The sequence below is a fragment of the Sediminibacillus massiliensis genome, from assembly GCF_900156915.1.
In the GTDB taxonomy this organism is placed as follows: Bacteria; Bacillota; Bacilli; order Bacillales; family Amphibacillaceae; genus Sediminibacillus_A; species Sediminibacillus_A massiliensis.
On sequence record NZ_LT732535.1, the window covers coordinates 1309393 to 1324085 of the forward strand.

Below are 14693 nucleotides of genomic sequence, written 5' to 3' on the forward strand. Positions count from 1 at the left end.
TTTAAAAGTATCCTTCTCGCAATCTACCAGCAGCCAAGATTTCCCTTCTCCATTTCTCACGGCAAAATGTATCTGAAACCCTTTTCTTTTAGAATTGATTCATTTTTTTCGAAAGTTTTTGCGTAACTTAACTTCATTCATCCAGCCCTACGTCTGATAGGGTTTTCAGTAATACCATACACCCCTTTCGACACGCGTTAAACATCGGATAATGTTGATATTTATCGAACGGTAAGAGATAATAACAGAGTTGTGAAAAAACTTTAATTGAGGTGAAAGCGTGAAAAATGTAAGTTCAGTTTTTTGGTACGCGCTTGCTATTTGTGCCGTACTAGTCGTTTGGGGAGCTGTTGCTCCAGAGCACCTACAGACCGTTACATCAAGTACCACGGCATTTATTTCTGAAGCATTTGGATGGTATTACCTGTTGATTATTATGTTGGTGCTGGCATTTTGTATCTACTTGATTTTTTCGCGATTTGGAAAAATTAAATTAGGTAAAGAGGATGACAAGCCCGATTTTAATTTAGCTTCATGGTTTGCCATGTTATTCAGTGCAGGAATGGGTATGGGGTTGGTATTTTGGACGACCGCTGAGCCGATTTCCCACGCATTCAAGAGTCCTCCAGGGGCTGAAGCAGGATCGAACGAAGCAATCAAGCAATCATTGCAGTATTCCTTTTTCCACTGGGGTATTCACGCTTGGGCAGTATATGGCGTGGTAGCACTTGCTTTAGCTTATTTTAAATTCCGAAAAGATCTTCCCGGATTAATAAGTGCAACACTCATACCGATATTCGGTGAAAAGAGCATGCGGGGATGGCCTGGAAAATTGATTGATACGCTGGCTATTTTTGCAACAGTAGTTGGTGTGGCTTCCACGCTTGGTTTCGGATCGGCACAGATTAATGGCGGCCTGTCTTACCTGTTCAATCTGCCGAGTAACTATGGGATGCAATTATTAATTCTAGCCGTTTCCACTGTTTTATTTATTATTTCAGCTTGGTCTGGCATAGGGAAAGGAATCAAGTACTTAAGTAATATCAATATGGGACTTGGGTTTGTGTTAATGCTGCTGTTATTCATTGTCGGGCCTACGTTATACATTTTAAATATGTTCACATCGACGCTTGGCAGTTACATTGCAAACTTTTTCGATATGAGTTTCCGTCTGTCGCCTTTGAACGAAGAAGGTCGGACTTGGATTGACAACTGGACCATCTTCTATTGGGCATGGTGGGTATCATGGGCTCCATTTGTGGGAATTTTCATTGCCCGAATATCCAAAGGGCGAACCATAAAAGAATTTATGTTAGGAGTCCTTTTCGTTCCCGCGTTAGTATGCTTTATCTTTTTTGCAGTATTCGGGGTTTCCGCGCTGAATATCGAGCAAAACGGAATAGATGCTATTTCTACCTACTCTCTTGAAACAACAACATTTGGCGTCCTTCAGCATTACCCGCTTGGTCAATTTATGTCCCTGCTCACCGTTGTCGTGATTGCCATCTTCTTTATCACTTCCGCCGATTCTGCAACGTTTGTTCTCGGAATGCTGAGCACATCCGGGTCTATCAACCCTGCCAACTCCGTAAAGGTCACTTGGGGTCTTGCCATGTCAGCTATGGCAGCTATTATTGTTTATTTCGGCGGCACACAAGGTTTGCAAAACATGTTGATTATCGCCGCATTGCCATTCTCGGTCGTGTTGCTGTTAATGGGAGGTTCCTTCTATAAAGCAGCAAGACAAGAGATCGCAAAAAAGCCAAGCCGAAAAATACGGAAAGACATGGAAAAACAGAAATCGGCAGGTTAAGAACATTTAACTTAACCTAACCCAAAACCACTCAAAGCTCTTACTAGCTTGAGTGGTTTTTATTTTTGTGGAAAACGAAACATAAACCCTTTTACCATCTCAACATCCTCTCCCTTATCCCTCTTTTCAAGTAATTAAACAAAAATATAAAAATATGTCACTGGCCTTCACTGAGGCTCACTGAGCTTCACTGACGTAGCTAAGTCGCACTCTTTGCCACTCAGTCGGTTTGGAGGTTCCGAAAAGGGACTGATACAATTCGATTTATGTTTTGCAAAACGAATTTGTGGGAGGAATGCACAATGGCTAAAGAGCACATACGCATCGTGGATACGGACATACACGAACGCGTCCAATATGAGGATATATTGAAATACTTAGATGAACCATTCAAACATTACATTCAAAACTGTCACTGGATACAAGAAAAACATATGCCATACACCCAGCCGGCTGTGGCAGGAGTAGATCGTGCAGATGCAATTTTACCGGATGGCCGTCCAGCTGGAGCTGACTTAGAATTTATGCAAAAACAACTGTTGGATGATATCGGACATGAGTTCGGCATTTTAACAAGTGCATTGGACCCTTCTCCATCATCTATGCATGGTTGGTATGAAATGGCAGCAGCATTGGCAACGGCCTATAATGACTGGCAAATAGAAGAATGGCTGGAAAAAGATGACCGTTTATACGGCTCTGTCCATATAGCAGCCCAGGATCGTGACGCTGCAGTAAGAGAAATTGAAAGAGTGGGACACCATCCAAAAATGGTCCAGGTTTTACTGCCGATCGATGATATCATGTGGGGCGATCCATTCTATCATCCTATTTTTGAAGCTGCCGAAAAGCATAATTTGATGATCGGCATGCACCACAATGAACCGCCTGTCTATTACGGAAAATGGCCAAGATATTTCATTGAGTGGCACACCTTGATTCCTACTGCCCATATGAAGCAAGTCACGAACATGATTTTCAATGGTGTGTTTGATAAGTTCCCTAACCTCGGCTTGATGATGATCGAAGGTGGATTCACCTGGGTTCCTCACCTATTGTGGAAAATGGACCAGCAATACCGCGACCTGCGCCATGAAGTACCTTGGTTGAAACGGAAGCCGAGCGACATTTTCAAACAACAAATCCGGGTAACCACTCAACCTGCAGAGGAACTAACCAAACAAGAGTTTATGTCTCTAATTGAGCAAATGGGTTCTGACGATATTCTTTGCTTCTCTACCGATTACCCTCATTGGGATTATGATTCTCCGACTCGCGCATTGCCGAATATGAATCAGGAGTTGAAAGAGAAAATTTTCGCAGAGAATGCCAAAGCATTTTATCCAAAACTGCCTAATTCAACAGAAGACAGGAGCGTTCATTATGAAACAGCAAGTCGTGTGTAAAACAACAGAACTAGGACCAGGTGAAATGAAGGCTGCCAATTTCGGAAAGCAAAATGTCCTGATTTGCCGGACATTGGACGGTGAATTTTATGCTTTTTTAAATCAATGTACCCATCAAGGCGCACCTCTTGATAAAGGGATGATCTGCGGAGCAACGACCGACGATAGTAATCCAGGAGACTATCATTACTGCCGCAAAGGCGAAATCATCCGCTGTCCCTGGCATGGGAGAGAGTTCGACATCAAAAACGAAGGGAGAATGCTCGCCAACCCTGATAAAAGACTGCCAAGCTATAAAGTGAAAGTGGAGAACGAAGAAGTGATTGTCTATAAATAAGACAGGAACTCGCTTCGTGGGGTAACATTACCTACCCTTTAAAAACTGCTTTTTGAGAGAAACTGCGACATTGCGAAATTCACTTCAGTGAGTCAGGATAAGGAACTTCGTCAGAGTGGCAACTCTCACGAAGAAAATCGATTTGTATTTTCGAGGAATCTGCGTGTACTGCCTCTTCTGTTAGGGCTTTTCTTATTTTTATTAGGAATAATCCATATTAGACATACATTAAGGACCACTTCTCTCTTAATCAGAAACTCTATCTTAAGCTGGGGAAAAATGCGAGACTCCAGTGGGATTTTTTCCGCAGCGTTGGACTACCACTCCATCCAAAAAGGATGATAGGAAGCCGCACTGAAGTTTTGTCGCAGTTTATATTAAGAGCAAACTAAAAAACCAAAAAATGAACAAGAAGGTGAATGTTATGAATTCAGAGAATATCGTTGACTCTCTTATTATCGGAGCAGGTCCTACCGGGTTATTTGCTGCTTTTTATGGAGGAATGCGGGAAATGTCGGTCAAGGTCATTGACAGCCTGCCGCAAGTAGGCGGACAGCTGATGGCATTGTATCCGGAAAAATACATTTACGATGTAGCCGGTTTCCCAAAAGTCTTAGCAAAAGACTTAATCAACCAACTCGAACAACAAGCAAAACAATTCAACCCGGAAATATGCCTGGAAGAAAACGTCCAGTACGTGGAAAAAATCGAAGACCAACTATTTAAAGTATCCACGACCAAGGAAATCCATTATGCAAGAACAGTCATCGTAACAAGTGGCGCGGGCGCCTTTCAGCCGCGAAGGTTAAAGCATGCTGAAGCAGGCAAATACGAAGGGACCAACCTCCTCTACTCCATTACCGACTTGCAAGCATTCCACGGTAAAAAAGTATGTGTCGCAGGCGGAGGAGACTCTGCTGTCGATTGGGCTCTAATGTTAGAAGGAGTCGCAGAAGAAGTATCTCTTGTCCATCGCAGAGATGCCTTCCGCGCACATGAACACAGTGTGAATCAATTGAGAGAATCCTCTGTCCAAATAAAAACGCCGATGATGATTGACGATTTGATCGGCAATAATGATAGACTGGAACAAGTCGTTATTAAAGAAAATAAAGGCGAAGCCGTTGAAAACATCGAAGTAGACGCCTTGATTGTTAACCATGGCTTCCTTTCCGACATTGGCGCAATCAGGGAATGGGGAGTGGAACTGGAGAAAAATTCGATTGTAGTAAACGAAAAAATGGAGACAAATATCCCCGGGCTTTTTGCTGCTGGCGATATCACGACACATGCCGGTAAGGTAAAGCTGATTGCCTCTGGTTTTGGGGAAGCGCCGACTGCGATCAGCCAAGCGAAACATTACATCGATCCGGAAACTAAAGTGCAGCCACCACACAGCACCAGAGTGCTAAGTGGAGTTTAAGGCGTGATCACCCAGGAGAAACAAACCGCCTTAACTGGAAATCATCTAAAGGACTTATTCGCTGTCTTTCTGACATTTATGAAAATCAGCCCCCTCACCTTTGGAGGGGGCATAACGATGATTCCCCACATTGAAAGTGAGATTGTAAACAAAAGAAATTGGCTTGCCAAAGAAGATATTCCCAATGTTGTGGCAATAGCCCAGTCTGCCCCAGGTTCTGTGGCACTCAATTCCGCTGTCTATATCGGTTATACGGTGAGAGGGATACCGGGCGCCATGTCTGCGATAGCCGGTATGTTGGTGCCAGCGAGTCTGATCATTGTCGGGTTAACCTATCTTTATTTAAACTACCAGAACCTGGACATTGTCCAAAATGCATTTAAAGGAATCCGGCCCGCCATCATCGGCCTTATTGTATTTGCGGCATACAAAATAGGAAAACGAGCGATTTACAACAAATTTACTTTGATGGTTTTCCTCCTCACCCTTTGTACGCTGGGATTTCTAAACCTGTCGCCGGTATGTCTGATCATCGGCGGAGGCTTGATTGGTCTGTTTCAATCTATTTGGGAGCATAGAAGGGGATGACCGCATGCAGATGCTGCAGTTGTTTTTGGCATTTTTCAAAATAGGACTATTCGGATTCGGTGGCGGTTATGCAATGATTCCGCTGATGGAACAGGCAAATAGGGAACACCACTGGATTCCGCATCACCAATTTACAGATATTATAGCGATTGCCGGGTCCTCCCCAGGGCCGATTGCATCAAACTCGGCTTTATTCATTGGTTACCATACAGCTGGACCGTTAGGAGCAATCATAGCAGTGGCAGGGAATTTGCTCCCTTCGTTTTTGATTGTGCTAGCTATTATCAAACTGGTAACGCACCAAGCTTCCCTGAACATCGTCCGTCATTGTTTAAACGGCATCCATCCGGTGATTGCCGCACTTATTCTTTATGCAGGGTTTCTTATGAGCAGACAAACGGACTTATTTTCAAACGAGATTGCATATGCCCAATATTTGATATTATTCCTTTCCATTATACTGCTGTTCAAAAAAGTGTCTCCGGTATGGGTGATCAGTTGTTCAGGATTGTTAGGAATCCTAATTTATAGTTTTTAAAGGAGGAAGCGATTTTGGAAACAAAAAAGATGTTCATCGATGGAAAATGGGTGGATGCCGGAATCGGTGAAACACGCTCCATCATCAATCCATTTAATCAAGAAGAGATTGCTGTGGCTGCTGAAGGAAATGAATCGGATGCAAAAGCAGCCATCTCGGCGGCCAGACAAGCGTTCGATAATGGTGATTGGCCAAACACACCGGCAGCAGCACGGGCAGCCTTTGTCCGAAAAATTGCCGAACTAATCGAACGTGATAAAGAGGAACTAGCCGAACTTGAATCCCTCGATACAGGCAAAACAGTGGAAGAAAGCCGCGGTGATATGGATGATATAGCCGGAGTTTTCCGTTATTATGCCGATATAGGCGACAAAGATGGCGGTGAAATCATTGATTCCCCCATCCCTGACGCTGTAAGCAAAGTGGTCCATGAGCCAGTCGGAGTCTGCGGGCAGATCACTCCATGGAACTATCCATTATTGCAAGCATCTTGGAAACTAGCACCCGCCCTGGTCACAGGCAACACACTGGTCATGAAACCTAGTGAAATCACACCGCTGACAACTGTCAAAGTCTTTGAATTAATAGAAGAAGCAGGTGTTCCGGCTGGGGTCGCAAACCTTGTCCTTGGGGCAGGTAACACTGTTGGCGCAGAGCTTTCAACCAATATAGAGGTAGATTTAATCTCTTTTACAGGCGGAATTGAAACAGGGAAAAAAATCATGCAAGCAGCTAGCATCAATGTGAAGAAACTGGCATTAGAGCTTGGCGGCAAAAACCCTAATGTGGTATTTGCGGATGCTGATTTCGAAACAGCAGTAGATCAGGCAATGAATGCCGTTTTCTTCCATGCCGGCCAAATTTGTTCAGCTGGAACGAGGCTTATTATAGAAGAAAGTATTCACGACAAGTTCGTGGAGGCTTTAGTGGAACGTGTGCAAAACATTAAAATCGGCAGTGGTTTTGATGATGATACCCAAATGGGTCCGCTTATTTCCGCAGAACATCTAGCAAAAGTAGAAAAGTATGTAGAAGCAGGTAAAAAGGAAGGTGCAAAAGTGGTTGTTGGAGGTAAACAACCAGAAGACCCGGCGCTACAAAATGGATTCTTCTATTTACCTACCATTTTCACTAACTGCACGACAGATATGAGCATTGTACAGGATGAAGCATTCGGTCCTATCATAACTGTCGAAACGTTCACTACAGAGGAAGAAGCTGTTAAACTGGCTAATGATTCGATTTACGGGCTTGCCGGCGGCGTTTGGACAAACGATATCGTGAAAGCTGAACGATGTGTTGCCAAAATGCGCATGGGCACCGTATGGATTAACGAATTCAACCTATACTTCCCACATGCACCATGGGGCGGATTCAAACAATCGGGCATTGGCCGTGAGTTAGGTAAACTTGGATTGGAAGAATATACGGAAACGAAGCATATCTTCCATAACCTGAAACCAGAGCCTGTCAATTGGTTCGGAGAATAATCAGCTTATGATAAAAAACACTCACAACCGTTGATAACACAACGTCTGTGAGTGTTTTATTTTCAACAAGAAAGTCGCACGATCAGTCTCATAGCGAAGCCTGGGGGGAATCCCCTATTTCAGAAATAGCTCATTGACTAACTAAACTAAACTAGTCTCCTCATTCTTCTGCTCGAAGCTATCCAGCAATGTACGCACTTCATCCGTTGACTCTGTGTTCATCAATTCATTTCTTAACTCACTCGCCCCTCGGAAACCACGTACATAAATCTTGAAGAAACGGCGAAGCGGCCTGAATGGACGCGATTCAAATTCATTCGTATAGTGATCGAAGAGATCAAGGTGCAACCTTAGAAGATCCAGCAACTCCTTACTGCTGTGCTCTTTCGGCTGCTCTTCAAAAGCAAATGGGTTTGTGAAAATGCCTCGCCCGATCATTACTCCATCCACCCCATACTTTTGAACGAGTTCCAATCCGGTTTGACGGTCAGGAATATCGCCATTGATCGTCAAAAGTGTGTCAGGAGCCACTTCATCCCTTAGTTTCTTGATTTCAGGGATCAATTCCCAGTGGGCATCCACTTTACTCATTTCCTTTTTCGTACGAAGATGAATAGATAGATTAACGATGTCTTGTTTCAATAAATGTGTAAGCCAGTCACGCCATTCATCCACATACGTATAACCAAGTCTTGTCTTCACGCTTACGGGCAGTCCGCCTGCTTTTGCTGCTTGTATCAGCTCTGCTGCTACTTCCGGACGGCGGATAAGTCCGCATCCTTTCCCATTTGTTGCGACATTAGGTGCCGGACAGCCCATATTGATATCGATACCGCGGAAGCCTTCTTTCGCCATCCCGATACTCATTTCACGAAAATATTCCGGTTTGTCCCCCCATATATGGGCGACCATTGGTTGTTCATCTTCCGTGAAGGTCAAACGGCCACGCACGCTATGCTGCCCTTCCGGATGACAATAACTTTCCGTGTTTGTAAACTCTGTAAAGAACACATCAGGCCTTGCTGCTTCGCTCACCACATGGCGGAAAACAACATCGGTCACATCTTCCATCGGTGCAAGTATAAAAAACGGTCGTGGTAGATCACGCCAAAAATTATCAGTCATACCAAATTCAAATCCTCTCATTATCGGGGCATCAGTCCAAAGCCTGATATGACCCCAAAAATAAAAAGCAAAGATAGCTTTGCTTCATTTATACTTATACCATGGTTATGTACTTTTTATCAAACTATAGAAAATTTCGACCATTCTATTTACACAGGAGGAATTTCATCATAATTGTCAACTGGTCATTTTTTCCACTTTTCAGTCGTTTAATCAAAAAACTCCATATGGGATTTCTCTTGTTTATAGAAATCCAACCTATCTTGTAAAGTGCCTGTATGAAATTCAAATTTGTGACCATCTGGATCAGTAAAATAAATCGATTTTTTATCTCTTTTGTCTCTTGGACGGCCAGACAAAATGTTTACATTCAATTCTTTTAGTCTGTCATACATTTTATCAAAGTCTGACTCTTCAATCGAAAAGGCTATATGTGTGTATGATCTGCTTATTTCATTACGGGGTATATCCTTCTCGCGATTGAGAGCAAGCCACATTCCATTCAAATCAAAATATGCAGTATTTCTACCTTTTACTAGCAGTTTGGCTTCAAATACTCTTTTGTAAAACTCAATAGCTTTTTCCAAATCAGAAACCGAAAATAAAAAATGATTAAGTCCTTTTATTGACACTGTCTCACCTCACCCTATTCTTATTGATCATCCCCGCGATTTTCCAGGATTTCTACAGTTAATCGATATGAAAGAGATAAAAACCAACATATTAAGAGGTACTTCTGAGTTCTGACTCTTCATTGAAGTACTCGGATTTGCTTGGCATAAGTGCTAGCTTTATTTGCCAAATGCTCAGCAACAGCAGTAAAATCGAGGCAGCAATGATACTGTACCTGACCGGAATGATATCACCTGTAAAACCAATTAATAAAATAAAGATAATCTGAAAGACACTTTGGAATATGCCATATATGCTCGAAATCCTCCCCATCATCTTAACCGGAACATTGTTTTGATAAAAAGTCATAAATCCAGTACCAGAAAAGGAGTTGAAGAATCCTAGTACGATAAATCCAAATGCTACAGACCAAAATGAAAAGGAGAAAGCATAGATTAGATAGCCGACCGATAACATAAAATACCCGCTGGAGATTAGCATTCTTATAGACAGCTTTTTAGCCACGAACGAAACTGTTGCTGCGCCTAAAATAGAACCAACTCCTGTCAGGCTTATGAGTAACCCGTACTCTGCTTCGGATAAATTCAAGACCTTTTGAGTGAAGACGACCTCTTGCGCATCCATTCCAAGTGCAACAATCATAAAAAATTGCGCTATAAAGTACACCTTTACAACAAATAGGTTACGCTGAGTGAATTTGAATACTTCCTTCCAATCACTTTTCAGCAATTTCAAATCGAGCTTATTCACTGTTTGATCCGCATCGTTATTTACGTTTGGCAATAAATATACCATTATAGCTGAAACAACAAAAGAAACAGCGTTAATCCATATCGATAGATGAACAGTGGTAACGAGCAGCAGTGCTCCCGATATGGCTGGGCCGATCAAGAAAGCACTTGACGTTATCAAACTTCTAAACGAGTTAAATTGTTTCCGGCCTTTTTCTGGAACAATATTCGTTATGTAGGTGACTGCTGCGGGTTCAAAGAACGCTTTGGAAATAGAGAGAAAGAAAAGACATACATATATAGGCCAAATAGAGCTGAAGAAAGGAATGATCGCTACTATTGCTGCACGAATGATGTCTGTACCGATCATTATCCTCCGGAGATTCAAACGGTCTATCATACTACCAGACCAAAACTTCGTGAATATCGAAGCGATCGGTCCTATGATCCATAATCCGGCTACCGCAGCAGCTGATCCCGTCAGTTTCAACACGAAAACATTAATGGCAACAAGATAAATAAAGTCTCCTAAAGTAGACATGCCCAGTCCGAACAGCAGTAAAAATGAGTTCTTCTTTTGGGAAATGCTTTGTTGACTGATATTAACACCACACTTATGTATTCTAATAAATACTCTTTCTATTAAAAATAAAGTTCCCCTTTGATTAATTCATTGTTTTCACATAATGTTCATAAAAAAGAACTCTCCATCTTGAGAGTTCCCTTATTCCGTTAATATGAATTAGGCGCCTACCTATATTCTCTTTTCACTAGAGCCTTTTGGTCATGATTAAATCCGTTTGTTCTTCATCCCCCATATAAAATGCGTGTGCTCCCGTTTGGACAAATCCCATTTTTTGATAGAAAGCAATCGCATTTTCATTTTCTTCCCATACACCCAGCCATATTTTATGTAAATTATGCTCTTGCGCAATCTCCATGGCTTTACCTAACAGATATTTTCCCAGTCCATGCCTTTGAAAGTAATGTCTTATATAAATCCTTTCAATTTCAAGGCAGTCATCACCCATTTCTTCCGTTTGCGCTTCGCCGGTATTAATTTTTAAATACCCTGCGATTTCCTGATTAAAATGAACAAAAAAGAATTGCGATGAAGGGTTTGCCAACTCTTTTTCTATTTGCTTTAAGTTGAATGCCTTCTCCATATAGGCCTTCATATTCTCCGGTGTATTCTGGTCCTCAAATGTTTCCATGAATGTTTCCTGACTAATTTCCTGCAGTGTCTGTGCATTTCCCAAGGTACACAACTTCATCTTTATCGACATTTTAATATGCTGCTCCCCTCTGTAATCAATAACTCCTTTTGTTTCCCTTTTTGACATATTCCCAGTCTTTTTCTACATTCTTTCTTACTCTTTGCAGAAGGTGGAACATGGTTTCCATTTCTTCTTCGGAAAAACCCTGCAACGCCACGAGATTGGAGTGATCATTTTCCCGCTTTATGAAAGGATATATGCTTTTTCCTTTCTCTGTGGGATAAAGTTTTTTAATCTTTTTGTTATGTGGATCTTCTTTTTTCTCGATAAAACCATTCGTTTCCAGTTTTTTTATCGACCGGGCTGCTGTCGTCCGATCTACTTTTATCATCTCAGCCACTTTTTCCTGAATGATGCCAGGATTTTCGCAAATCCGGACTATATATAAATACTGCCCTCTCGTGAGATCATATTCTTTAAACTCTATATTACTTATTGAATCCAAAGCCCTTGCTATCATGCCAACCTCACGGAGTATTTCCTTCATAATGATCCCCCACCCCTGTACTTTGTTGCAATTACAACATAAAACATATGTTAATCATAACTCAATATTGTTGCATTTACAACATTCATTTACCAATGTGCTTAGTTACTTCACCATTTCCATGACCACCTATCTTCAACGTAAAAAAGGCTGAAACGATGTTCGTTCCTGCCTTTTCCAGCTATCCCTTTTCATGAACCTGCAGACTATCTGCTGCTATAGATGGCTTCCCATATAAACGTCTCAATAAAAACCCGTAAATGGACGCTAGCACTTGCTGGAACAACATGCCGATCACGACCGGGACAGCGACTGGCGGCGGGAAATACGTTACCGCAATGACCGACCCGGCACTTATATTCCGCATGCCGCCCGAAAAAGTCAAAGCGATGACTTCATCCCTGTCCCGGTTGAGCAGCGTGCCGATACACCATGACAGCAAATATCCGGAAGCAGCGATGAAGAATACCACAGCCGCAATCCACACTAACTTCCAATTGATGTTGGAAAGATAAGGAGCGACGACAGCGCTGTTGATCATGATCACCAACATGAGCCCGAGTTTGGAAAAAGGCGATAACCGCGGGCTCCATACTTCGCCTGCCCTGCCTTTGCTGATATGGTTGATTGTCATCGCCAATACGGACGGCAAAACAACCATACCGACCAGGGACCTCATCATGCTCCAAATTTCCATATCGACCGATGCCCCCACAAACAAGGATAACGTCAACGGCACCAGCACAGGGGATAATATCGTATCGATGATTACGGTGGAAAAGGTGAGCGCAATATTACCTTTATGGATGGACACCCAGATAAAACTCGTAATGCCAGTCGGGATCGCCATCGAAAGCAACAATCCGATGATGGTAAGCATGTCTCCGTTGAAGGTGATATGACCGACAGACCACGCCCAAATCGGCATGATGATATGAAGCACAATCAACACGACAATGATCGGAAGGGGATTCAGAAATGTTTTTTGTAAAGAATGAAAATTGGAATTCAAGCTTCCAGTAAAGGATATAAAAGCAAAAATCCATGTGATCAAAAAAGCAAAACCGATTATATGTCCTGAAAGCAAAACACCCAACACGACACTTACCGGAGCGAGAAAAGGCATCACGCTGTTCAGTCTCTCATTTAATTTAATAAGCATAAGTCCAACTCCAAATTACTAAAGAAGATAACAGTCTAATCCAGACTGCCAATCTCAGATAATAATGCAATTTTCACTTATTTCTATTATAAGCAATGGAGTCAAGATATAATTTGTAAATCAAGACTGTTTACAGCTATATGGATCAAAAAAAAAAATAATGATGTCTCACAACATCATCTAATCATCCAGGTTAATCTCTTGTGCCGATTAACAGTGCATCTGAATTACTGTCATATATCTTTAAGGAACTCCATTTATCATTATTGAAGTCCATTTTTGGTATCATAAAATTTTTCTTTGAAAGGTCTACTAAATACAAATTGAAATTAGAAAGGTCCTCGTTGATGTGCACTTCAGTCAAATAAGGAATGTAAACAATCACTTTTCTCCCATCTTTTGAAGACGCCATTCTAATTTCCTCAGATTCATTTAAGATTTTATCTTGGGGTTCAAGATCAAATAGGTTATATAATTCAAACAACCATTTCGCAAAGCTAACATCCCATGCTCCTTCCAATTGTAAGGAAGACCGCCAATCTAATGGGGTATCGGAGAATTCTTTATTATTGAATATCTCGCCTCTTCTATGCCATGACCACAATCCATGCGCCCCATATGTAAACCCGGCTTTTGCACCTGACAGCAAACTTTGCCACATGGCTTTGCGGACTTCGAATGATTTAAATCTCCCGTATTCCCTACCGTATCCATGACCTTCATAACAGGGTTCCCCATTTACAATTGGTCTTTTCACCCTTATATTCGAAAATTTTTCTGCTAATTTATAAGTTAGATCTTGATTTTTTTGATGACCTGACTGATACATATAAAAGTCTACTTCTTTTGAATGAATGAATTCCTCTGGGAGATTCACATGAGGCTGTAAATGGAATGCGGTTAACCCTTCCCTATCATTTCTTTTTATAGTTCGTATTACAGTTCTAAAGTACTCAACGGATTCGTCCGTAGGAAAATTTGTATCCCCACTTGCAAGATAAATAGGACTGTACCTTTTAAAACGGTTAACTACATATGAAGTATATGATTCTACTTTATCTATAGGCATTATGCATGAAGGGTGTACTTTTTCAGATGCCCAAGTCCCTTTAACATAATTGCACCATAAAACTACTAGGGCAGGAATAAATCTCATTTCAGTTGCTATTTTGATCATTTGTTCAGCTTTATAAAAATAATTTTCATTCGGCAAATCAAAATTCCAATTTCCTTTTTTATCTTTTTCGAAAGGCTGAAGTTCCCCAATATATTGACTTGCATCATGTAATATAGGAAGAATACTGATTTGTAAAACATTGAAGTTTTGCTTTTGTCTATATAACAGATATTCTTTCCACTCTTCCAATGAACACTTCAAAAAAGCATTCCAGACTGTATCAGCTAGATAAAAAAATCTTTTATCTCCTCGTTGAAAATAATCCATTGATTCAGATATCAATACTCTTGAATCTTCGCTTGATAGCTTATACAATATATCACTCCCTTTACGGTTCCTTGTAAGGCTAACCCATACAAAATGTTTTTTACACTGACATGAAATCGGTTACAATTAAAACTTAACTTATCTGCTTTATATAAACTAACTTTACCGTATATTACCAAGCATTCTTCTATTAATCAACTATAGTTGAGTAAAAAGTTTAGTTTTTTTGTAAAAAGAAT

At 41.4% G+C, this 14693-nt stretch carries 14 protein-coding genes; 7 read left to right on the top strand and 7 right to left on the bottom strand.

Features of this window, described 5'->3' with window-relative positions; translation table 11 throughout:
• The first annotated feature begins 280 nt into the window (after window positions 1-280).
• From CZ434_RS07370 to betB, 7 genes are all read left to right on the top strand, one after another.
• Window positions 281-1813, top strand: coding sequence for a glycine betaine uptake BCCT transporter (locus CZ434_RS07370; protein ID WP_077622533.1), 1533 nt, complete (start codon window positions 281-283; stop codon window positions 1811-1813).
• Between the two features lie 302 nt (window positions 1814-2115).
• Complete coding sequence (locus CZ434_RS07375; RefSeq protein WP_077622534.1) at window positions 2116-3219, top strand: amidohydrolase family protein; 1104 nt, start codon at window positions 2116-2118, stop codon at window positions 3217-3219.
• The gene (locus tag CZ434_RS07380; RefSeq protein WP_077622535.1) at window positions 3197-3556 is read left to right on the top strand and encodes a Rieske (2Fe-2S) protein; all 360 of its coding nucleotides are present in this window, start codon (window positions 3197-3199) and stop codon (window positions 3554-3556) included. Before CZ434_RS07375 ends, CZ434_RS07380 begins: the two co-directional genes overlap by 23 nt.
• 424 nt (window positions 3557-3980) lie before the next feature.
• Window positions 3981-4979 carry an NAD(P)/FAD-dependent oxidoreductase gene (locus CZ434_RS07385; RefSeq protein WP_077622536.1) on the top strand — a complete coding sequence of 333 codons (999 nt, stop codon included), beginning with the start codon at window positions 3981-3983 and terminating at the stop codon, window positions 4977-4979.
• Between the two features lie 3 nt (window positions 4980-4982).
• Window positions 4983-5567: a chromate transporter gene (locus tag CZ434_RS07390; protein ID WP_077622537.1), complete on the top strand. Its 585-nt coding sequence runs from the start codon at window positions 4983-4985 to the stop codon at window positions 5565-5567.
• 4 nt (window positions 5568-5571) lie between these two features.
• Window positions 5572-6105, top strand: coding sequence for a chromate transporter (locus CZ434_RS07395; RefSeq protein ID WP_077622538.1), 534 nt, complete (start codon window positions 5572-5574; stop codon window positions 6103-6105).
• 29 nt (window positions 6106-6134) lie between these two features.
• Window positions 6135-7595, top strand: a complete 1461-nt coding sequence (betB, locus tag CZ434_RS07400; protein WP_077625105.1) for a betaine-aldehyde dehydrogenase — start codon at window positions 6135-6137, stop codon at window positions 7593-7595.
• A 141-nt stretch (window positions 7596-7736) separates the two neighbouring features.
• Here the strand turns inward: betB and CZ434_RS07405 are convergent, their stop codons facing one another.
• The 7 genes from CZ434_RS07405 to CZ434_RS07435 all read right to left on the bottom strand — a co-directional run bounded on the left by CZ434_RS07405 (window position 7737) and on the right by CZ434_RS07435 (window position 14502).
• A complete protein-coding gene (locus CZ434_RS07405; RefSeq protein ID WP_077622539.1) occupies window positions 7737-8720 on the bottom strand; it encodes a tRNA dihydrouridine synthase in 984 nt (327 codons plus the stop codon).
• 209 nt (window positions 8721-8929) lie between these two features.
• Window positions 8930-9352, bottom strand: coding sequence for a FosM family fosfomycin resistance protein (gene fosM / locus CZ434_RS07410; RefSeq protein WP_077622540.1), 423 nt, complete (start codon window positions 9350-9352; stop codon window positions 8930-8932).
• 91 nt (window positions 9353-9443) lie between these two features.
• On the bottom strand, window positions 9444-10754 hold the full coding sequence (locus CZ434_RS07415; RefSeq protein ID WP_342745728.1) for an MFS transporter: 1311 nt from the start codon (window positions 10752-10754) through the stop codon (window positions 9444-9446).
• A gap of 100 nt (window positions 10755-10854) precedes the next feature.
• Window positions 10855-11370, bottom strand: coding sequence for a spermidine/spermine N(1)-acetyltransferase (gene paiA, locus CZ434_RS07420; protein WP_077625106.1), 516 nt, complete (start codon window positions 11368-11370; stop codon window positions 10855-10857).
• A 25-nt stretch (window positions 11371-11395) separates the two neighbouring features.
• Complete coding sequence (locus CZ434_RS07425; RefSeq protein WP_077622542.1) at window positions 11396-11848, bottom strand: MarR family winged helix-turn-helix transcriptional regulator; 453 nt, start codon at window positions 11846-11848, stop codon at window positions 11396-11398.
• A 181-nt stretch (window positions 11849-12029) separates the two neighbouring features.
• Entirely contained in the window at window positions 12030-13010 is a 981-nt protein-coding gene (locus CZ434_RS07430) for a bile acid:sodium symporter family protein (protein WP_077622543.1), read from the bottom strand.
• Between the two features lie 193 nt (window positions 13011-13203).
• Window positions 13204-14502 carry a glycoside hydrolase family 140 protein gene (locus tag CZ434_RS07435; protein WP_245830938.1) on the bottom strand — a complete coding sequence of 433 codons (1299 nt, stop codon included), beginning with the start codon at window positions 14500-14502 and terminating at the stop codon, window positions 13204-13206.
• Between the last annotated feature and the right edge of the window lie 191 nt (window positions 14503-14693).